Here is a 21462-nt window from a genome sequence, read left to right on the forward strand (position 1 = left end):
TATAAACTATTTCTTTAGGGAACTTTATACTTGTATCCCTACAAAAGAAATGCATATTTTATAAAAAATAGGTTGTGTTATCGTTAGATTATTCATAAACGTAGTTCATTTTTTGGGCCTGATCATCTAAAATTCCTTCGTGGAAGTAAGATTGGGCTAAATAGTGGTAGGGCCAGACATATAGACCAGCTAGACCAAAGGTGATGACGATAAGCGCAAACCAACCGATAAAGGACAAATCCAATACAAAACGCTTGAATTTGTATCCTTTCATCAATTTTCTACTGGCCTTGATAATGGAAAAGGCTCCAGTGTATTCCTCCCGCTCCAACTGTTCGAATAGGATAAATTCAACTTGAGAGTAGGCATAAATTTGCGGAATATAGATAGCAAGTCCAATGATGGTCAGGAACATACCGCTAATAAGTAAAATCCCCAGTAAGGCTAGAAGATCTTGAGGAAGGAGATTTGGGTCGGTCGAACCTGTTGATAGAATGATTGTAGCGGTGACGGTGGTGCTACCAATAATTAAACCAAGCCCAAGATAGAAGATCAAGCCCCACAGGAAGAGAAGGAAACTCTTCAAAATATAGGTCTTGAACACCTTTCCAAAATCCTTATGTGAAAAAATGCTGATGCAGTCCTTAAATGACGTGGCCTGTTTGATATTCTTTGTGACTTGAAATAAGGTCCAAAGGACAGATAGCTGAAGCAAGCCTAAAAGCAAGCCGTAGAAAAATGGAAACAAGGAGGTAGAAAAGAGGTAGCCCGGACTAACAATGTCTTCGGGTGTCAGGCCAACAAGACTATTGCGAGAAGCAGAGAATAATTGAACGATAACAGATAGAATAACGGGAACAGCTGCTACTTGATAGATACCATCTGTATGATGAATGGTCTGGCGAGCTTTTTCCCTAATCTCAAAAATTGTAAACATCTACATAACCTCCTTACTCAACATTGTAACATAATTCTAAGTGACAAGAAAGTATTTTTTTGATAGACTGGAATATGCTGTGGAAATTGGTTGTTTTTTGTAAAATTGACTAATTGGCCATGCAAGATTAAATTCCTAGGACTGTTTTTCCTAGTTGGAGGTAAGCATGACAGATGTACCAATCAAGTACCGCTTGATTAAGAAAGAAAAGCACACAGGTGCTCGTTTAGGGGAGATTATCACCCCTCACGGCACCTTCCCAACCCCAATGTTTATGCCCGTAGGGACCCAGGCAACCGTTAAAACCATGTCGCCTGAAGAATTGAAGGAAATGGGCTCAGGCATTATCCTATCCAACACCTATCACCTTTGGCTCCGTCCAGGTGACGAGCTGATTGCTCAGGCAGGTGGCTTGCATAAGTTTATGAACTGGGACCAGCCTATCCTGACCGACTCAGGTGGTTTCCAGGTTTATTCCTTGGCGGATAGCCGCAATATCTCAGAAGAAGGGGTGACCTTCAAGAACCACCTCAACGGCAGCAAGATGTTCCTGTCACCTGAAAAGGCCATTTCCATTCAAAACAATCTTGGCTCAGACATCATGATGAGCTTTGATGAGTGTCCACAGTTTTACCAGCCTTATGATTATGTAAAAAAATCCATCGAAAGAACAAGCCGTTGGGCAGAACGTGGGCTCAAGGCCCACCGACGTCCGCATGACCAAGGTTTATTTGGAATTGTGCAAGGGGCTGGCTTTGAAGACCTCCGTCGTCAGTCTGCTCAGGACCTGGTCAGCATGGATTTCCCAGGTTATTCAATCGGTGGTCTGGCTGTTGGTGAAACCCATGACGAAATGAATGCGGTATTGGACTTCACGACGCCATTGTTACCTGAGAACAAGCCACGCTACCTCATGGGAGTGGGAGCACCAGACAGTTTGATTGATGCAGTCATCCGTGGTGTCGATATGTTTGACTGCGTGTTGCCAACCCGTATCGCTCGTAACGGTACCTGTATGACCAGCCAAGGTCGCTTGGTGGTAAAAAATGCCCAGTTTGCTGAAGACTTTACACCGCTTGATCCAGACTGTGATTGCTACACTTGTAAAAACTATAGCCGTGCCTATCTTCGTCACTTGCTCAAGGCAGATGAAACCTTTGGTATCCGCTTGACCAGCTACCACAACCTCTTCTTCCTAATCAACTTGATGAAAAATGTCCGTCAGGCCATTATGGATGATAATTTGTTGGAGTTCCGTCAAGACTTTATGGAAAAATATGGTTATGGCAAGAATGGTAGAAACTTTTAAATAAAAATGACCTCCTACAAAATATTAGGAGGTTCTTTTTTTATACATCAAAATACAAGAGTTCTTTCGGCGTCTTGGTAAAGACTTCAAAGCCGTTTTTAGTCACATAGCCACAGTCTTCAATGCGTACACCGACTTTTCCAGGAATATAGATACCAGGCTCAACAGAGAAGCACATGCCTTCTTCGATAACCAAGTCATTTCCTTCCATAATAGATGGGAACTCGTGGACACTCATGCCCAAACCATGTCCAAGACGGTGGTTGAAGTAGTCACCATAACCAGCCTTTTCAATGACAGAGCGAGCAGCGTAGTCAATCTCACCTGCCGTCACACCAGGCTTGATCATATTGATCGCAGCCATGTGGGCTTCAAGAGTTAGGTTATAAATATCCTTTTTAAATTGGTCAGGTTGACCGACAGCTACTGTCCGTGTCATATCAGAGGTATAGCCCAGGGTTTCGACACCTAGGTCGAACAATAGCAGAGCGTTATTTTCGATTTTATTTGTCGATGGAATACCGTGTGGGTTTGCAGCATTGTTACCTGTCAAGACCATGGTATCAAAACTCATCTTGGAAATGCCCTGTTTTTTCATCTCAAATTCAATCTGAGCAATGATGTCTGTTTCCGTCACATCGAGGGAGATATTGTCAAAACCAACCTGCATAGCCTTGTCCGCAAACTCACCAGCCACCAACATTTTTTCAATCTCATCACGGGACTTGATCAATTTCATGGTATTGATAAGCGGAGTAATGTCCGTAAAGGCTTGATTGAAAATGGACTGCAAACCGTGGTAACGGGTAAGGTTCAAATTGTCAAACTCAGCACCGATGGCAGAGAATGTTTTCTGCGGTAGCTTGCTCTTGATAACCTGCCACGGATTTTCAGAATCCATATAGCCAGCTACAGGAAAGTCAACAGTCGCTACTGCACGCTCCACATCCAAGGCTGGAAGGAAGAGGAGGGGGTCGTGGTCGGGCATGACAAAGAGCATCATGTGGCGTTCGTGTGGATCACTGTGGTAGCCAGTCAGGTAGTAGATGCTGACTGGGTCTGAAAAGATCGCCAGGTCCAATTTGTTGGTTTCAAGGTAGGATGTTACATGATTGAGTTTTGACATGTGGGCACCTTTCTATTTTTGGGAAATTGTGTTGAAATTTTCGTTTATTATATAGACTATTGTTTCAAAAAATGAAAAAAATTGCAAGTATTATCAAAAAAATCCCCTTTTTCTCTTGAAAGTGGTTTCAAAAAGTGATACACTAGAATTGGGTGAAAGCGTAATTTTCATAAAATAGAAAAGAAAAAGAAAGGAAGTAACGTCGATGATGAATACTGATGATACGGTAACGATTTATGACGTGGCCCGTGAAGCAGGCGTATCCATGGCAACAGTGTCGCGTGTTGTGAATGGGAATAAAAATGTCAAGGAAAATACTCGTAAGAAAGTATTGGAAGTGATTGACCGCTTGGACTATCGTCCAAATGCGGTAGCTAGGGGATTAGCAAGTAAGAAAACGACAACAGTGGGGGTTGTCATTCCAAATATTGCTAATGCTTATTTTGCGACCTTGGCTAAAGGGATTGATGATATTGCGGATATGTATAAGTACAATATTGTCCTTGCCAATAGCGATGAAAATGATGAGAAGGAGATTAATGTAGTCAATACCCTCTTCTCTAAACAGGTGGATGGTATCATTTTCATGGGCTATCATTTGACAGACAAGATTCGTGCTGAGTTTTCACGTTCTCGGACACCGATCGTTTTAGCAGGTACAGTGGATTTAGAACACCAATTGCCAAGTGTCAACATTGACTATGCAGCGGCGAGTGCGGATGCTGTCCATCTTCTTGCTAAAAACAACAAGAAAATAGCCTTTGTATCAGGTCCGCTTGTGGACGACATCAATGGCAAGGTCCGCCTTGCAGGTTACAAGCAAGGATTGAAGGACAATGGTATTGACTTCAACGAGGGTCTTGTTTTCGAGTCTAAGTACAAGTATGAAGAAGGCTATGCCCTAGCAGAGCGGATCTTAAATGCAGGAGCAACAGCTGCCTATGTTGCTGAAGATGAGATTGCAGCAGGTTTGTTAAATGGTATTAGCGATAAGGGAATTAAGGTACCGGAGGAATTTGAAATTGTGACTAGTGACGATTCTTTGGTTACAAAATTCACCAGTCCAAATCTAACCTCTATCAACCAGCCACTCTATGATATTGGTGCCATTGCTATGCGGATGTTGACCAAAATCATGCACAAGGAAGACTTGGATAACCGCGAAGTTATTCTTAACCACGGTCTTAAAATCCGTAAGTCTACCAAGTAATAGCTACAAAAAAAGACCATCATGCTTGATGTTGAGGCCAAGTCCAAGGCATCTAAGCTGATGGTCTTTTTATAAATCCTTGGTTTTGGATAGGAAAAATGGTCAAAAAGGGATATAATATAGAGTATGAAGGTTTTATTGTATCTTGAAGGAAAAACAGTTTTAGAAAAATCGGGTATCGGTCGGGCCCTTCATCATCAGATGGAGGCCTTGGATATGGCTGGTATTCCCTATACGACCGATTTATTGGGGGACTATGATGTGGTTCATATCAATACCTACGGTCCTCGCTCTTGGTTCTTGCTTCATGCAGCCAAGCGTCATGGGAAAAAGGTTATTTTACATGGGCATTCGACCAAGGAAGATTTCCAAAATTCCTTTATTGGATCCAATTTATTGGCTCCCTTGGTTGGGAAATACTTGGCTAGTATGTACCAGAAGGCTGACTTTATTATTACTCCCTCCACCTATTCAAAAAAGCTCATCCAGTCTTATGGAGTGACTACTCCGATTGTTGCAGTATCAAATGGAATTGACTTGGATAAGTATAAGAAAGATCCCCATAAGGAAGCTGTGTTTAGGGAGCATTTTGGCATTGAGGAAGGTCAGCCAGTTGTTGTCTGCGCAGGTCTTTACTTCCGTCGTAAAGGAATTGAGGACTTTGTCAAGGTTGCAGAGAAGATGCCCCATGTCCGCTTTATTTGGCTGGGTTCTATCAATAAATGGATGATTCCGTCCTATATTCGCAAGATTGTAGAAGGTGACCATCCGGCTAATGTTGAGTTTCCTGGTTATTTTAAGGGAGCAGTTTTTCAGGGTGCAATGAGCGGAGCGGATGCCTTTTTCTTTCCTTCTCACGAAGAAACGGAAGGGATTGTAGTTCTGGAAGCTCTTGCCAGCCGTCAGCATGTCGTACTGCGAGATATTCCTGTCTATGAAGGCTGGATTGATGAAACCAGTGCAGAGTTGGGGCAAACGGTGGATGATTTCGTTGCCTCTATTCAAAAGATTTTAGATAAGCAAGTAGATAAACGAGAAGCGGGCTATCAAGTCGCCGTTAGTCGATCAATTGATCAAGTTGGTCATCAATTGGTAGAGGCCTATCGTCAAGTATTGGAGATGTAGATGAGGATTGGATTGTTTACGGATACCTATTTTCCACAGGTTTCAGGGGTTGCGACCTCTATTCGTACCTTAAAAACAGAGTTGGAGAAGCTAGGTCATACAGTATTTATTTTTACAACAACAGATGAGGATGTCAATCGCTATGAAGATTGGGATATTATTCGTATTCCCAGTGTTCCATTTTTTGCCTTTAAAGATAGGCGAGTGGCCTATGCAGGCTTTACAGACGCCTTGAAGATTGCTAGCCGGTACAAGCTAGATATTATTCATACCCATACAGAGTTCGCCTTGGGGATTTTGGGTAAGATGGTGGCTAGAGAACTAGGCATTCCAGTTGTCCATACCTACCATACCCAGTATGAAGATTATGTGCATTATATTGCTAAGGGGCGGATTATTCGTCCAGGCATGATTAAGTATTTTGTTCGGGCTTATTTGCGTGATTTAGACGGAGTTATCTGTCCTAGCGAAATTGTGGAAGATTTGTTGACCGGCTACGATATTCCGATTTCCAAACGGGTCATTCCTACTGGTATTGATTTGGCTAAGTTTGAACGACCAGAGATTTCGGAAGAGGATACGGCTGAATTGCGGTCACAACTGGGAATTGAAACCGATGAAACTATGTTGCTCAGTCTGTCACGGATTTCCCATGAAAAAAATATTCAGGCCATTATTAAGGCCATGCCGAAAATTCTTTCGGAAAATCCCAAGGTCAAATTGGTCATTGTTGGTGGTGGGCCATATGCAGCTGCATTGGAGGACTTGATTGCTGAACTGGCTTTGGAAGAACATGTTCAGTTAACTGGGATGATTGCGCCAAGTGATACTGCCCTTTACTACAAGGCTGCAGATTTCTTTATCTCCGCCTCGACTAGTGAAACACAGGGCTTGACCTTCTTAGAAAGCCTGGCTTCAGGAACTCCGATTTTAGCCCATGTCAATCCCTATTTGAAGAATGTGGTAACGGATAAGATGTTTGGAACCCTCTTTGTTCGTGAGCAGGAATTGGCTGATGCAGTAGTAGAAGCCATTGTTGCAACACCGCCAATGAATGCGCATGTTTTGAATAAGAAGTTATATGAAATTTCTTCAACAAATTTTGGTCGTCGTATCTACGAATATTATTTAGATTTGAAAATTTCCTATGATTTCCGTAGGGAACACACCAATCAGGATACAGTAGCAGAAGCAATTTTGAAGGAAACCATTTACTTACCCCAAAAAATTGTTGTCAAGTCAACGGATACGACTGTGAAGATTTTGAAAAAATCTGTTGAGCAGGTCAAATCCATTCGGAATTTCTTTGACTGATTAGGTACTTGGGATAGTTTATTCTAAAGAGATTACCTGGGTAGTTCCATCCTTCATTTGCTAGTCAAAAAGAGGTTTCTTATGAATAAAAAGATGAAAATTGGCTTGCTTTATACGTTGATTATTTTATTCCTTTATGTTGGTATCTATGGTCTTGCTTCTTTTTTGGATACTTATCTTGCCAAGGCCTTGATTGTCAACAATATTCTGCTTTATACTCCTCTCGGATTATTCATCTTAGGGCTGATTGATGGTCGTGGTCATGGTTTTTCCATAAGGGTTCCTGTCCTAGCCTTTCTCCTCTTTCCTCTTACTATTTTTAGTTTTGGAGAGTGGATATGGCTCTATCAGGTCATCTATAGTCTGAGTGCAGTGGTCGGATGCTTGTTAGGCGCTCTGCTTTGCCACATAAAAAATAAAAGTCTTTGAAAAAATGGAAAAAGGTGGTATAATACCACTTAGAGATTTATCAATTCTAGGAAATCTTTGAGAGAGTGTGCGGTGGGTGCAAGCACATAGAGGATAGGATTGACACTACTCGGTAGGATTTTATGCAAACATAAAAGGGTGGTTCCCTTATCGCCAATCTGAGGTAGTCAGGCTTTTCGGTGTGACTGCGAATGAAGGTGGAACCACGTTACGACGTCCTTTTGCGAGGGCGTCGTGTTTTCTTTTGGAGGAGGAATGATGCTGCCTGATGACTTATTAAGACGGTGTCAAGATGTGCGGAGAGCCTATAGAGAACTGGAACTCAAGCACCATGACAAAGAGTGGTCCGTCGAGGAGGATCTCTTGGCTCTGACCAATGATATTGGCAACATGAACCGCCTGATTATGACCAAGCAGGGCCGTTACTATGATGAAACGCCTTATACCTTGGAGCATAAGATAGCTGAAAATATCTGGTGGTTGATTGAATTGGCTGACCGCTTGGATATTGATATTCAAAAAGAAATGGAAACCTTTTTAGCTCAAAAAGAAGAGTTATTGGGGATTAAAAAATAAATAAAAAGGAGATAAACATGATTAAAATCACTTTCCCAGACGGTGCTGTTCGTGAGTACCAGGCTGGTGTAACTACTTTTGAAATTGCTGAGAGCATTAGTAAGTCTTTGGCGAAAAAGGCGCTTGCTGGTAAGTTCAATGGTAAATTGATTGATACTACTCGTGCCATTGAAGAGGATGGGACGCTTGAAATCGTAACGACTGACCATGAAGATGCCTTGCCAATCTTGCGTCACTCAGCAGCTCACTTGTTTGCCCAAGCGGCTCGTCGCCTTTTCCCAGACATCAAATTGGGCGTTGGTCCAGCCATTCAGGATGGTTTCTACTATGATACGGACAATGCTGCTGGTCAGATTTCAAATGAAGACCTGCCACGCATTCAGGAAGAAATGGCTAAAATTGTCAAGGAAAACTTCCCTTCTGAACGTCGTGAAGTAACCAAGGAAGAAGCTCTTGAGATTTTCAAAAATGATCCATATAAGCTGGAACTCATTCAAGAACATTCTGATGATGAAGGCGGTTTGACCATCTATACTCAGGGTGAATACGTTGACCTCTGCCGTGGCCCACACGTTCCGTCAACAGGTCGTATCCAGATTTTTGAATTGCTCAATGTGGCAGGTGCTTACTGGCGTGGTAAGAGCGAAAATCCGATGATGCAACGTGTTTATGGTACAGCTTGGTTTGACAAGAAAGACCTCAAGGCTTACCTTCAAATGCGTGAGGAAGCCAAAGAGCGTGATCACCGTAAACTTGGTAAGGAATTGGATCTCTTCATGATTAGCCAAGAAGTTGGTCAAGGTTTGCCATTCTGGTTGCCAAATGGTGCGACTATCCGTCGTACCTTAGAGCGTTACATCACAGATAAAGAGTTGGCTTCAGGCTACCAGCATGTTTACACGCCACCGTTGGCTTCTGTTGAACTCTATAAGACTTCAGGTCACTGGGAGCATTACTCAGAAGATATGTTCCCAACTATGGACATGGGTGACGGTGAAGAGTTCGTTCTTCGTCCGATGAACTGTCCGCACCACATTCAAGTTTACAAAAACCATGTGCGTTCATACCGTGAGTTGCCAGTACGTATCGCTGAGCTTGGTATGATGCACCGCTATGAAAAATCTGGTGCGTTGACTGGCTTGCAACGGGTGCGTGAGATGACCCTCAACGACGGTCATATCTTTGTGACACCTGAGCAAATCCAAGAAGAGTTCAAAAAAGCTCTCCAGTTGATTATCGATGTGTACGCAGATTTCAACCTAAATGACTACCGTTTCCGCCTGTCTTATCGTGACCCAGAGGACAAAGAGAAGTACTATGACAACGATGAGATGTGGGAAAATGCCCAGCGGATGTTGAAGGGTGCCATGGATGAAATGGGCGTGGACTACTTCGAAGCTGAGGGTGAAGCTGCCTTCTACGGTCCGAAATTGGATATCCAGGTGAAAACTGCCCTTGGTAACGAAGAAACCCTGTCAACCATTCAGTTGGACTTCCTCTTGCCAGAACGTTTTGGCTTGACCTACATTGGTGCTGACGGTGAGGAGCACCGCCCAGTTATGATTCACCGTGGTGTTATCTCGACTATGGAACGCTTCACTGCCATCTTGATTGAAACCTACAAGGGTGCCTTCCCAACCTGGTTGGCTCCAACTCAAGTGACCATGATTCCAATCTCTGTGGAAGCTCACTTGGACTATGCTTGGAAGGTTGCTAAGGAATTGCAAGACCGTGGCGTTCGCGTACACGTGGATGAGCGGAACGAGAAGATGCAGTATAAGATCCGTCAGAGCCAGACCAGCAAGATTCCATACCAGCTCATCGTCGGTGACAAGGAAATGGAAGATAATGCTGTCAACGTTCGTCGCTACGGAAGCAAGGCAACACAAACTCAGTCTGTATCAGAATTTGTGGACCATATCCTAGCAGATATTGCCCGTAAGTCTAGACCAGCTGAAACAGCTGAATAATAATTATAAGGAGAAGTCCGAAAGGGCTTCTTTTTTGGTATAATAGTCAAGGAAAGAGGTGCTTAAATGAAAAGGATAATGAAGTTTATTGTAGGTCTTATATTAGGAATTATTGGTTTCTTTGGCATTTTGTTGCTCTGTCTATTGCTACTCTTTAGTCCCAAAGTGGCTACTCGAGAGGAATTGATATCGTATCAGACGATGCTTGAACAGGGTATGGAGTCATATGGTTTCACTGGTAAGGTGGAGTTGACAAAATTTCGTCCCATAACCATTGGTAACCCATGGGATGTTCTAGAGTATGATTATACTGAGGTTATAGATGGTCAGTCAATTACACTTCAATCCTCTGATACTTTGGTCAATAACCGAATTGAAGGACAGGAGGCATTAAATGGATTACTAAATATGACAGTCTATTTTAATGATAGTCCAAGCGGAATGTTGTATCAATTTGATGGTATCGTTGACCAAGCTATGTGGCATCAGCCGAGAGGTAAATATTTACTGAATCAGGCACAGCAGATATTTAAATTGATGGAAGAAAAAGATTTCACTTTGTTTGAAGTGGATGGTAGACTTGAAACTCAGGATGAAAAACTGATAAAGTTTTATAAAAAGGTAGAGGAAAATCGCCATAATGGTCGGGCTTTTGCAGGTTTTTATGATATAAATTTGGACTGGCTCATGGAGGAAGAAATGGCGGTAATTGAAGTTGAATTTTTTAATAAGAAGGACCTTGGTTTAGAAAATGACTTACTGGAGGAAGATAAATTACTAGCTGATTTAAAACAGAAAGTCGAAACATTTGACTATTCTAATGTGGAAGACGGAACCTACAGAATTGGTTTTCGTAGACCTGGAGTGCAGTCGACAAGTTTTTTCGTAACAATCAAGGTAAAAGATCATCGTCATTCATTCTTAAAATAGTTGTTACAAACACAAAAACTCCCAACCAAGTGGCTGGGAGTTTTGGTAGTACTCAATGAAAATCAAAATCAGGCTAGCTCCAAAGGTTCGGGGAACCTTTGGAGGTTGGAGATAAGGCGAACAAAGTTCGCTACAAAAAGGTTCGGGGAACCTTTGGAGGTTGGAGATAAGGCGAACAAAGTTCGCTACAAAAAGGTTCGGGGAACCTTTGGAGGTTGGAGATAAGGCGAACAAAGTTCGCTACAAAAAGGTTCGGGGAACCTTTGGAGGTTGGAGATAAGGCGAACAAAGTTCGTTTCTCCAAGAGCAGATAGAACTCTACTACTTTCGCACTTTCAAGTAGTAGGCTGAAAAGCTCCACTGGACCTTTTCACTCATCAAATCAAGTCAACAACGGCTGAGTTTGATTTTCGAAGAGTATTATTCAATCGAACTCGCCCAAGACCTAGCCACATAACGTGACAGGCTTGAGATGGCGAAGTTGATGCTAAAGTAAATCAAGGCTACCATGAGATAGAGTGCAAAGACTTGTTCTGCTTCAAAATGGCGTCCCATTAGGATTTGGCTGGCACCGAAAAGCTCTTGCAAAGCGATAACGGAGTAGAGGAAACTGGTATCCTTGATAACCGTTACAATCTGTGAGATGATAGCTGGTAGCATCTTACGAATGGCTTGAGGCATGATGATATAGACCATGATTTGTACTGGGGTAAAACCCTGTGACAAACCAGCTTCAGTCTGGCCCGGTCCGATGGCGTTTAGACCACCACGGATAATCTCGGCCATGGCTGCCGTGGTAAAAATAGTAAAGGCTGTAATACCTGCTGGCGTTGACTTCATTTGGAATACCAAGAAAACGGTGAAAATCCAAAGTAGGTTTGGTACATTTCGCACAAATTCAATATAAATCGTTGCAATCCACTTGAAGAGTGGATTTTTCCCATTTCGCATAATGGCCAACATCATACCAAAAAGGACAGACAAGACCACCGAAATACTAGAGATATAAAGGGTTAACTTCAAACCACTCCACAAGAGTTGGAAGGTTGAAGGCTTGAGTAATTCTAAAACATAATTCATTGTTCAACCTCCTTAGTGTGAAAAGGTAGCCTTATTTTTCTCTTCGATACGGCGGCCCCAGCTTGCAACAGGGAAACACATACAGAAGTAGAGGAAGGCAGCGCCAGCAAAGGCTGGAATATAGTTAGCGTTCATAGCAGACCAAGACTTGGTCATAAACATGATGTCAGCACCTGAGATGATAGCGACGGTCGCCGTGTTTTTAATCAAGTTTACTACTTGGTTGGTCAAAGGCGGCAAGATCGTCGGAATAGCCTGTGGCAAGATAATAATCCGCATGGTTTCAGCCTGGGTAAAGCCTTGTGAAAGTGCGGCTTCAGTCTGACCAGTAGGCACCGCCTCAATCCCTGCACGGATGACCTCTGCGATATAGGCACCGTGGTAAAGTCCCACACAGATAACAGCTGTCCAGTAGATGGACGGCATGAGGATGTAGTTAGAAATCAGAGGCAGTCCATAATAAACAATCATGAATTGGACCAAGAGCGGAGTGTTTTGGAAGTATTCCACATAGACACGAGCTAGCACCTTTAAAAGCTTGTTCTTGCTAGAAGATAGGCTGCCAAAAAGTATGCCTAGTAACATGGCTGTGATAAAAGCCCCAATAGCAATGGCTAGGGTGAAGAGGAAGCCTTGGAAGAAGAGAGGGAAGTCATTGAAATAACTAACCCAGTTTTCCCAAGCATAGGGGCTTGTAGTCAAGATAGTCATAAAATTTTCCCTTTCTATTCGTCGGTTTCTGTTACAGGCTTCAAGCCATTGGCATCATAGATAGCCTGTAAACTGCCATCATTATGCCAAGTTTCAATAAGAGAATTTAGATAGGCATTTAAATCTTTGTTTGACAGTTTAGTGGCGATACCATAGTCAGATGCAGAGAAGCTGAAGTCCAGTAATTTAGACTTAGAACCAATGTAGCCTGATAGGATGGATTGGTCTACGGAGAAGCTATCAATACGATGGGCACGAAGCGATACAGAAAGCTCTGGATAGGAACCCAATTCCGCAAATGAAACAGAGATACCATATTTATCAGCTAAGTCAGTAATCAATTTGCGCGTGATAGAGCCTTGTGCAACCCCGACAGTCTTTCCGTCTAAGTCGGTGAAGGTTTCAATACCGCTATCCTTGTTGACTAATAAACCTACAGCATCTGTGTAGTAAGGGCTTGTAAAGTTGTAAAGCAACTTCCGCTCATCGGTAATAGTGAAGGTGGCAATGACCATATCTACTTGACCATTATCAAGGAGGGGACCACGAGTTTGGGCTGTTACAGGGGTGAAGTCAATATCCACTCCCAACTCATCAGCAATTTTACGAGCGATGTCGATTTCCATACCTTCAAATTCATAAGTATCCGGATTTTTAAAGCCAAAGTTAGGGACGTCCTGTTTCACTCCGACACGGAGCACGCCCCTATCGATGATGGCTTGAACCTGATCGCTATTGGTAATAGGTGCAGGTGTTTCTGTTTGGACAACGGTTTGATTGATATGGATAAAGAACAGCGTTAAGATGCTGATGATGGCAAGCCTGACGGCTAAAAATAGATTGACTTTTTTATCTGTCATAAGCAACCTCCTAGAGTTTGACCTTGTCTGATTCATGGTTGATAATCTTGCTGAGGAACTGTTTGGCGCGAGGTTCAGTAGGATTGTCAAAGAAGCCATTGACATCGGTTGTATCAACCAATACTTCCCCCTCAGCCATGAAGATGATCCGGTCAGCAACTTCACGGGCAAAGCCCATTTCGTGGGTTACGACAATCATATTCATTCCATCACGAGCCAATTTTTGCATAACTGCAAGAACATCGCCGATTGTTTCTGGGTCAAGGGCAGAAGTTGGTTCGTCAAATAGGAGCAATTCTGGGTGCATAGCTAGACCACGGGCGATGGCAACACGTTGCTTTTGACCACCCGATAGCATGGCAGGGTAGGAATCTTTACGGTCCCAGAGGTTTACGAATTCAAGGTATTTCTTGGCAGTCTTTTCAGCAGTAGCCTTATCAATGCCTAAAACCTTAATCGGTGCCAAGGTAACATTTTCTAACACAGTTTTATGTGGATAGAGGTTGAAGTGTTGGAAAACCATGCCGACTTCCTTGCGAAGAGCTACCAATTCTTTGACAGATGAGCCGGATACGGTATGTCCATTGACAACAAGGCTACCTTGATCAACAGTTTCTAGTCCATTGATGGTACGAATAAGAGTTGATTTACCAGAACCGGATGGTCCAAGGAGAACAACAACCTGTCCAGGTTCGAATTCCAAGTTGATATTGCGAAGAGCATGGTAGTCACCATAGTATTTGTTTACATCTTTAAATTCTACTAAAGCCATAGTAATCTCCTTTTTTATGTAAGATAATAGCATGATATCACTCCGTATATTAAAAGTCAAGTAAATTCAGACAATTTAATATAGGATGTGTTAGAAGATATAACATAACTATGTTAGTTAACTCTGGTTATGAATTTTTTAAGTAAGTTTGATATAATAGAAGAAATAAAGATAATTAAGGTAAGAAATTATGAGAAAAATTTTGATTGTAGATGATGAGAAACCCATCTCAGACATTATTAAATTTAATATGACCCGTGAGGGCTATGAAGTCGTGACGGCTTTTGATGGTCGAGAGGCTTTGGCAGTTTTTGAAGCTGAATTTCCAGATATTGTGATTTTGGATTTGATGCTGCCAGAGTTGGATGGTTTAGAAGTTGCTCGGACCATCCGTAAGACCAGCAATGTTCCCATTATTATGCTGTCTGCCAAGGATAGTGAGTTTGACAAGGTGATTGGACTTGAGATTGGGGCAGATGACTATGTGACCAAGCCTTTCTCTAATCGTGAATTGCAGGCGCGTGTCAAGGCTCTCTTGCGTAGAAGCGAATTGTCAGAAACACAGATGTCTGTTGAGAATACTGGCAGTCCTGAATTGGTCATCGGGGACTTGGTCATTTTGCCAGATGCCTTTGTTGCTAAGAAGCATGGCAAAGAACTGGAATTGACCCACCGTGAGTTTGAATTGTTGCATCATTTAGCTAAGCATTTGGGGCAAGTCATGACCCGGGAGCATTTGCTAGAAACAGTATGGGGCTATGACTATTTTGGAGATGTGCGTACGGTGGACGTAACTATTCGCCGTTTGCGTGAAAAAATTGAAGATACACCGAGCCGACCGGAATATATTTTGACCCGTCGTGGTGTAGGATACTTTATCAAGGGAAATGATTAATCAATTACGTTATTTAATGACAACAGCAGAGTTTTGGTTTGTTGTTATTCTCATTGGTTTTTTGATTGCATTGACGGTCTTGTTGATTGAAAACCATAGGGATAATAAGCAAATCAAACAGCTCAATCAGCGTGTGAAAGCCTTGATGGATGGCGATTATACGGAGGTCTTGGATATGAGAGGCAGTCCAGAAATTACGGACATGGCCAACTCACTCAATGATCTGTCGGAAGTCATCCGTCTAACTCATGATAGCTTAGAACAGGAGAAAACCCGTCTGAGTTCCATTCTTTCTTATATGAGTGATGGAGTCATTGCGACGGACCGAGTTGGTCGGATTATCATGATCAATGATATGGCACAAAAGCAATTGGGGCTAGCCGGTAAGAAACAGGAGCCCTTGCAGATATTAGATGTTTTGGATATTAAGGATCGGTATAGTCTGCGTGATTTGTTGGCACAAACACCTGAGATTGTCTTAGACCATACCAATGAGAACCAAGAATTTCTGACCCTTCGGGCTAATTTTGCGACTATTCGGAGTGAGAGTGGTTTGATTTCCGGTCTTGTTGTTGTCTTGCATGATATGACTGAACAGGCTAAAGAGGAACGGGAACGCCGTCTATTTGTATCCAATGTCAGTCACGAACTCCGTACACCTTTGACATCCGTCAAATCCTACCTAGAGGCCTTGGATGAGGGAGCCTTGACAGAATCGGTCGCTCCAAGTTTTGTCAAGGTATCTCTGGATGAAACCAACCGTATGATGAGGATGATTACGGACTTGCTCAGTCTATCAAGGATTGATAACCAGGTTGGTCAAATAGATGTCGAACTAATCAACTTTACAGCCTTTGTGACCTTTATTCTTAACCGTTTTGACCAGATGAAAAATGCCGAGTCAGATAAGGTTTATTCCATTGTGCGTGACTATCAAATCAGTCCTATTTGGGTGGAGATTGATACGGATAAGATGACCCAGGTGTTAGATAATATCTTAAACAATGCCATTAAGTATTCGCCTGATGGGGGGACCATTACCTTTAGTATGAAAACGACGGATAGTCAGTTGATTGTATCCATTTCTGATGAAGGGTTAGGCATTCCAAAGGCTGATCTACCTAAGATCTTTGACCGATTTTATCGTGTGGATAAGGCTCGTTCGCGTGCCCAGGGTGGTACTGGTCTAGGTTTGGCCATTGCCAAAGAAATTGTCAAGCAACATAAGGGCTTCATTTGGGCCAAGAGTGAATATGGACATGGGTCAACGTTTACGATAGTTCTGCCTTACAGTAAGGATATTACTATGGATGAGTGGGATGATTCAGATGGAGAAGAATAGGGGAATATGATCGGAAAAGGATTTAATTACAGTATTTTAGCTTCGGGATCCAGTGGGAATTGCTTTTATTTGGAAACGGATAAGAAGAAAATCTTGGTAGATGCTGGTTTATCAGGAAAAAAGATTACCAGCCTTTTGGCAGAAATTGACCGCAAGCCAGAAGATATCGATGCTATCTTAGTAACGCATGAACATAGTGACCATATCCATGGTATCGGTGTTCTGGCGCGTAAATATGGCATGGACATTTATGCCAATGAGTTGACCTGGAAGGCAATGGAAAGCAAATTGGGGAAGATTGACCAGGCTCAGAAACATATCTTTGAATTGGGGGCTATGAAGACCTTCGGTGACCTAGATATTGAGTCGTTTGGGGTCAGTCATGATGCGGCCTGTCCTCAATTTTATCGCTTTATGAAGGATGATAAGTCCTTTGTCATGTTAACGGATACAGGCTATGTCAGCGATCGAATGGCTGGGATTGTAGCTAATGCGGATGCCTATTTGATTGAGTCTAATCATGATGTTGAAATCTTGCGTGCGGGTTCTTATTCTTGGAACCTCAAGCAACGGATTTTGTCTGATAAAGGGCACCTTTGTAACGAGGATGGTGCTGATGCCATGATTCGCTCACTAGGAAATCGGACTAAAAAGATTTACCTTGGGCATTTATCAAAGGAAAACAATATCAAGGAATTGGCTCACATGACCATGGTTAATCAGTTGGCGCAGGCTGATTTAGGAGTTGGAGTGGATTTCCAGGTCTATGATACCTCGCCAGATACAGCGACACCCTTGACCAAGATTTGACAAATTCATTGAACTTGTTTAGAATAAATATATAAAATACGTGAGGTGAAGTTACATGAATAATTAAGCTGCTTATTAGTCGTTCTTAAAACTTGTTGAAAATCAATTATTTGATAATTTAGTCTTTTAGTTTGCTTTTGGTACTTGCTCCAACAGTCTAGGAATAGACTGTTGGAGGTCGTAAATATAGCGAATGATGTTCGCACCAAAAGCTACAGGCTGCTTGTACAGTCGAGTGACTGTACAAGGTTGGAGATAGCACTTGCGAAGCAAGTTACTTCTACATAGTACAGCAAAGCGAGTTCAAACAATCCAGTGGAATGTTTGAAGTTGGAAATAAGGAAACGATGTTTCCTCTTACGTCGAAGTAATAAAAGATAAACTAAATGACTACACAAGGGATAAGACTGCTCATAAGGGCTTAGTATTCGTGTGACTTTTTCCATAGGGAAAGGTCATGTTTTGCATGGCTTTTTTGCATGCACTTTTCAAAGATATAAGTCCTTTTACGAAGAAAAGAGGTCTGTATGGAAATGATAAAATGTATTCAATTAGAGAAGGAAATTGCAGGGCGTAGATTGTTCACAATCAAGCAGTTGAGCCTTCAAGCTGGTCAAAAGGTTGGTTTGGTTGGAAATAACGGTGTTGGCAAGTCTACTTTTTTGAAAATCTTACTAGGACTGGATAGGGATTTTGCTGGTCAGATTGAGGTAAAAGCAGACTGGGCCTATGTACCCCAGTTACAGGAAAGAAGCTCGCTTTCAGGTGGGGAACAGGTTTGGAAGTCTATTCAAGAGGCTTTTGCCCAAAGACCACAGTTGTTAATCATGGATGAACCGACAGCTAACCTGGACCAAGAACATCAGGAAAAGCTAATCAAGCAAATCAAACGCTATCGAGGCAGTCTATTGGTTGTCAGCCATGATCGGCATTTTCTCAATCAAATAGCCAGTCATATTTGGCATTTAGAAGAAGGAAATATTCAAGTTTATCCTGGGAATTACGAGGCATTTGTAGAAAGTCGCCGGGCTAGGCGAGAAGGGCAGCAGGAGGCCTATGAAGCCTATCAGAAAAAAGTTGCCCAACTGAAAAAAGCCCAATATGAACGTCAAGCCAAGGCTCAGAAGATGGGGATGAAAAAGAAAAGTGTCTCATCGTCTGAGTGGAAGGTTAATGCTATGATGGGTTCCTATGATAGTCAAGCCAAGTCTATGGCCAAGGCTGCCAAGCATTTGGAAAAACGGATAGAGCGTTTGGACAAGGTTGAACAACCTAGAAAGGAAAGGTGGGTAAAGATGGAAGCGAAAGGTGCCTTGGATACGGGTCTCCACAGTCTCTTTCGCTTGCAGGCTGGTCAGCTCTGGATTGAAGAAACCTATTTATTTGATTTTCCTCAACTTGGCATGACTTTTGGGGATAAACTAGCTTTGGTTGGGTCAAATGGTACTGGGAAAACCAGTTTTGTTCGGAAATTGATTTCAAAAGAATTAGAAGGCTATTACAATCCAAAATTAAAAATTGCCTATTTCTCCCAGGATTTGACCAGTCTCAATGAAGAGGAAACAGCCTTTGTGAATGCTAGCTCGACGTCGCTTCAAGATAGGGTAACAGTTCTCAATTTATTAGGCATGTTGGGACTTTCTTATGATAAGGCCCAGCAGAAGGTGGCAAATTTATCTGGTGGTGAACGTGTTCGGCTTTCCTTGGCCAAAGTATTATTGACTGATGCTAATCTCTTGATTTTAGATGAGCCGACAAATTTTTTAGATCTGACAGCTATTGAAGCCCTGGAAAGATTTTTGAAGGAATACCAGGGGAGTGTCTTGGTGATCTCTCATGACCAAGACTTTGTGGACAAGGTCGCAACAAGTAAATGGTGGATAAAGGATGGTAGCTTAATAGACTAGAAAAAATTTCTCAAAAGGAAGCTAGGTCTAAAAAATATTTTTTTCCTGTGGTATAATAAGAAGGATATTTCTAGAATGAGGTCGGTGAATTGAAAAAAAGACAGGAACATTTGGTGGAGAATAATGGGAATTTTATTGCCATCCGTCTAAATATTTTATTTTCTATCGTTATTTTCTTATTTTTGGTCTTAATTTTGCGTTTGGCAGACATGCAGATTGTCAACCATGATTTTTATAACAATAAGTTATCAACTGCTAGCCAAAAAATTATCAGCAATGGATCGGTTCGTGGGCAGATTTATGATGCGCAAGGTAAGCCGCTTGTGGAAAATCAGATTCAACAGGTCGTTTCCTTTACCCGTTCCAATAAGATGTCAGCCCAGGAAATGAAGGAAGTAGCAAATAAGCTCTTGCAATGGGTCAAGGTGTCTGATGTTTCGGTAACGGAACGGGACAAGGCAGATTATTATTTGGCAGATACAGAGGTCTATAAGCAGGTTGTAGAGAAGCTGCCAAAAGATAAACTCTATGATTCGGATGGCAATTATCTGGAAGAAGCAACTATCTATGCCAATGCTGTTGAAAGTTTGTCTGAAGATGTGTTGAATTATTCGGAACAGGAAAATCAGGCCATAGAACTATTTAAGCAAATGAATGGTGCTGCTTACTTCGCAACAGTAAACCTGGTAACAGACTCCTTGTCCGCAGAGCAGGTGGCTCATATTGTTGCCAACGAATCTCAACTGCCTGGTATTTCTACGACCAATAACTGGCAGCGGAATATCCTACCGACCTCCTTGAGTTCGGTTATTGGAACGGTAACAAGTGAACAGGCAGGTTTGCCAGCCGAAGATGCAGAGTATTATTTGTCTAAAGGCTATTCGCCAAATGACCGAGTGGGAACTGCCTACCTCGAAAAGCAGTATGAAGAAGTCCTACAAGGACAACGTGAGAAAAAGGAAATCAATCTGGACCGAAATGGTAATGTGGAGAGTATTAAGACCATCCAAGAGGGTCAGCAAGGAAACAATATTAAACTAACCATTGATTTGGCCTTTCAAGATGGTGTCAATGCGATTCTAAAAAAATATTTTGAGAGTGAGTTGTCAACAGGAAGTGCACTTTATTCAGAAGGTGTTTATGCAGTTGCATTAAATCCTTCTACAGGTGCAGTGCTTGCTATGTCAGGATATAGTCACGAAAAAGGCTCAAGTACCATTACCGAAGATGCTCTTGGCACCATCACAAGCGTCTTTACACCAGGTTCTATTGTCAAGGGTGCAACTATTTCATCTGGTTGGGAGAATGGCATTATCTCAGGAAATCAGGTATTATTAGATGAACCGATTTATTTTGCAGGTTCAGCACCAATTACATCTTGGTGGGCCTATGGTAGTTTTAATATTGATGCGACAGAGGCTCTGGAATATTCTTCTAACGTCTACATGGTTAAGATTGCTTTGGGACTACTTGGTCAGACCTACTCAGCTAACATGTATTTGAATGATGGCGATACATTGACAAATGCCATGACTAAGCTTCGTTCGACTTTTGCAGAGTATGGTTTAGGTGCGTCAACAGGAATTGACTTACCACTTGAATCAACAGGTTTCTTACCAGAAGAATATTCCACCGCAAACTTTATTATGAATGCATTTGGACAGTTTGATAACTATACACCGATGCAGATGGCTCAATATGTAGCGACAGTAGCAAATAATGGAAAAAGGATTTCTCCTCATCTTGTAGAAGGTATCTATGGAAATAATCCCCAAGGTGGATTGGGAGATTTGATTGAAACAGTTTCTGGTAAAGAGATGAATCAAGTCAATATTTCAGCTGATGAAATGGCTCTCCTTCGTCAAGGATTTTATCAACTTGTAAATGGTGGAGGACGATTTAATACAGGTAGTGCTATCGGTCGTGGTGCGGCCGTGACCATCAGTGCCAAGACTGGTACTGCCGAAACTTATACTACAACTCCTTCAGGTGAAGTAGTAACTGCAGTAAATACCAACGTTGTTGCCTATGCACCTAGTGATAATCCACAAATCGCAGTTGCAGTCGTACTTCCAAACTTGACTAACGAAAATTCTACAACAAAAGCAATTACAACAGAAATCATTAATTTATACAATTCACTTTACCCAATGAACTAA

19 protein-coding genes are annotated in these 21462 nt (G+C 42.1%); 13 read left to right on the forward strand and 6 right to left on the reverse strand.

The window, feature by feature from the left end:
• Window positions 1–88 precede the first annotated feature (88 nt).
• Window positions 89–937, reverse strand: a complete 849-nt coding sequence (locus tag PW220_RS03000; RefSeq protein WP_248054683.1) for a DUF975 family protein — start codon at window positions 935–937, stop codon at window positions 89–91.
• A 166-nt stretch (window positions 938–1103) separates the two neighbouring features.
• Here PW220_RS03000 and tgt point away from each other — a divergent pair, with 166 nt between their 5' ends.
• Window positions 1104–2246 carry a tRNA guanosine(34) transglycosylase Tgt gene (tgt, locus tag PW220_RS03005; protein WP_248054682.1) on the forward strand — a complete coding sequence of 381 codons (1143 nt, stop codon included), beginning with the start codon at window positions 1104–1106 and terminating at the stop codon, window positions 2244–2246.
• 40 nt (window positions 2247–2286) lie between these two features.
• Here tgt and PW220_RS03010 read toward each other — a convergent pair whose 3' ends face one another.
• A complete protein-coding gene (locus PW220_RS03010) occupies window positions 2287–3372 on the reverse strand; it encodes a M24 family metallopeptidase (RefSeq protein WP_248054681.1) in 1086 nt (361 codons plus the stop codon).
• A 208-nt stretch (window positions 3373–3580) separates the two neighbouring features.
• Between PW220_RS03010 and ccpA the strand changes: the two genes are divergently transcribed.
• The 7 genes from ccpA (at window position 3581) to PW220_RS03045 (ending at window position 10926) form a co-directional block, all read left to right on the forward strand.
• A complete protein-coding gene (ccpA, locus tag PW220_RS03015; protein ID WP_248051560.1) occupies window positions 3581–4582 on the forward strand; it encodes a catabolite control protein A in 1002 nt (333 codons plus the stop codon).
• A gap of 126 nt (window positions 4583–4708) precedes the next feature.
• Window positions 4709–5707 carry an LTA glycolipid anchor biosynthesis glycosyltransferase, IagA/BgsA family gene (locus tag PW220_RS03020; protein WP_105118766.1) on the forward strand — a complete coding sequence of 333 codons (999 nt, stop codon included), beginning with the start codon at window positions 4709–4711 and terminating at the stop codon, window positions 5705–5707.
• On the forward strand, window positions 5708–7021 hold the full coding sequence (locus PW220_RS03025) for a glycosyltransferase family 4 protein (RefSeq protein ID WP_248054679.1): 1314 nt from the start codon (window positions 5708–5710) through the stop codon (window positions 7019–7021).
• Between the two features lie 81 nt (window positions 7022–7102).
• Window positions 7103–7450, forward strand: a complete 348-nt coding sequence (locus PW220_RS03030) for a hypothetical protein (protein WP_248054678.1) — start codon at window positions 7103–7105, stop codon at window positions 7448–7450.
• 258 nt (window positions 7451–7708) lie between these two features.
• Complete coding sequence (locus tag PW220_RS03035; RefSeq protein ID WP_248054816.1) at window positions 7709–8026, forward strand: nucleoside triphosphate pyrophosphohydrolase family protein; 318 nt, start codon at window positions 7709–7711, stop codon at window positions 8024–8026.
• 17 nt (window positions 8027–8043) lie between these two features.
• The gene (gene thrS, locus PW220_RS03040) at window positions 8044–9996 is read left to right on the forward strand and encodes a threonine--tRNA ligase (protein ID WP_248054676.1); all 1953 of its coding nucleotides are present in this window, start codon (window positions 8044–8046) and stop codon (window positions 9994–9996) included.
• A 66-nt stretch (window positions 9997–10062) separates the two neighbouring features.
• Window positions 10063–10926 carry a hypothetical protein gene (locus tag PW220_RS03045; RefSeq protein WP_248054674.1) on the forward strand — a complete coding sequence of 288 codons (864 nt, stop codon included), beginning with the start codon at window positions 10063–10065 and terminating at the stop codon, window positions 10924–10926.
• A 420-nt stretch (window positions 10927–11346) separates the two neighbouring features.
• Here the strand turns inward: PW220_RS03045 and PW220_RS03050 are convergent, their stop codons facing one another.
• From PW220_RS03050 to PW220_RS03065, 4 genes are read right to left on the reverse strand one after another with little or no spacing between them, the layout of a single operon-like run.
• Window positions 11347–12006, reverse strand: coding sequence for an amino acid ABC transporter permease (locus PW220_RS03050; protein WP_248054672.1), 660 nt, complete (start codon window positions 12004–12006; stop codon window positions 11347–11349).
• 12 nt (window positions 12007–12018) lie between these two features.
• A complete protein-coding gene (locus PW220_RS03055) occupies window positions 12019–12717 on the reverse strand; it encodes an amino acid ABC transporter permease (protein WP_172091624.1) in 699 nt (232 codons plus the stop codon).
• 14 nt (window positions 12718–12731) lie between these two features.
• Entirely contained in the window at window positions 12732–13577 is an 846-nt protein-coding gene (locus tag PW220_RS03060; RefSeq protein ID WP_248054670.1) for a transporter substrate-binding domain-containing protein, read from the reverse strand.
• A gap of 10 nt (window positions 13578–13587) precedes the next feature.
• Complete coding sequence (locus PW220_RS03065; RefSeq protein ID WP_105114648.1) at window positions 13588–14349, reverse strand: amino acid ABC transporter ATP-binding protein; 762 nt, start codon at window positions 14347–14349, stop codon at window positions 13588–13590.
• Between the two features lie 190 nt (window positions 14350–14539).
• Between PW220_RS03065 and yycF the strand changes: the two genes are divergently transcribed.
• The 5 genes from yycF (at window position 14540) to pbp2b (ending at window position 21462) form a co-directional block, all read left to right on the forward strand.
• Entirely contained in the window at window positions 14540–15244 is a 705-nt protein-coding gene (gene yycF / locus PW220_RS03070) for a response regulator YycF (RefSeq protein ID WP_105114647.1), read from the forward strand.
• Window positions 15237–16586 carry a cell wall metabolism sensor histidine kinase VicK gene (gene vicK / locus PW220_RS03075; protein ID WP_172091625.1) on the forward strand — a complete coding sequence of 450 codons (1350 nt, stop codon included), beginning with the start codon at window positions 15237–15239 and terminating at the stop codon, window positions 16584–16586. Before yycF ends, vicK begins: the two co-directional genes overlap by 8 nt.
• Before the next feature lie 6 nt (window positions 16587–16592).
• Complete coding sequence (locus PW220_RS03080; protein ID WP_248054668.1) at window positions 16593–17396, forward strand: MBL fold metallo-hydrolase; 804 nt, start codon at window positions 16593–16595, stop codon at window positions 17394–17396.
• A gap of 527 nt (window positions 17397–17923) precedes the next feature.
• The gene (gene vga(F) / locus PW220_RS03085; protein ID WP_248054667.1) at window positions 17924–19303 is read left to right on the forward strand and encodes an ABC-F type ribosomal protection protein Vga(F); all 1380 of its coding nucleotides are present in this window, start codon (window positions 17924–17926) and stop codon (window positions 19301–19303) included.
• Between the two features lie 113 nt (window positions 19304–19416).
• A complete protein-coding gene (pbp2b, locus tag PW220_RS03090) occupies window positions 19417–21462 on the forward strand; it encodes a penicillin-binding protein PBP2B (protein ID WP_398582934.1) in 2046 nt (681 codons plus the stop codon).

The sequence above is a fragment of the Streptococcus sp. 29892 genome (assembly GCF_032594935.1).
Classification (GTDB): domain Bacteria; phylum Bacillota; class Bacilli; order Lactobacillales; family Streptococcaceae; genus Streptococcus; species Streptococcus hyiners.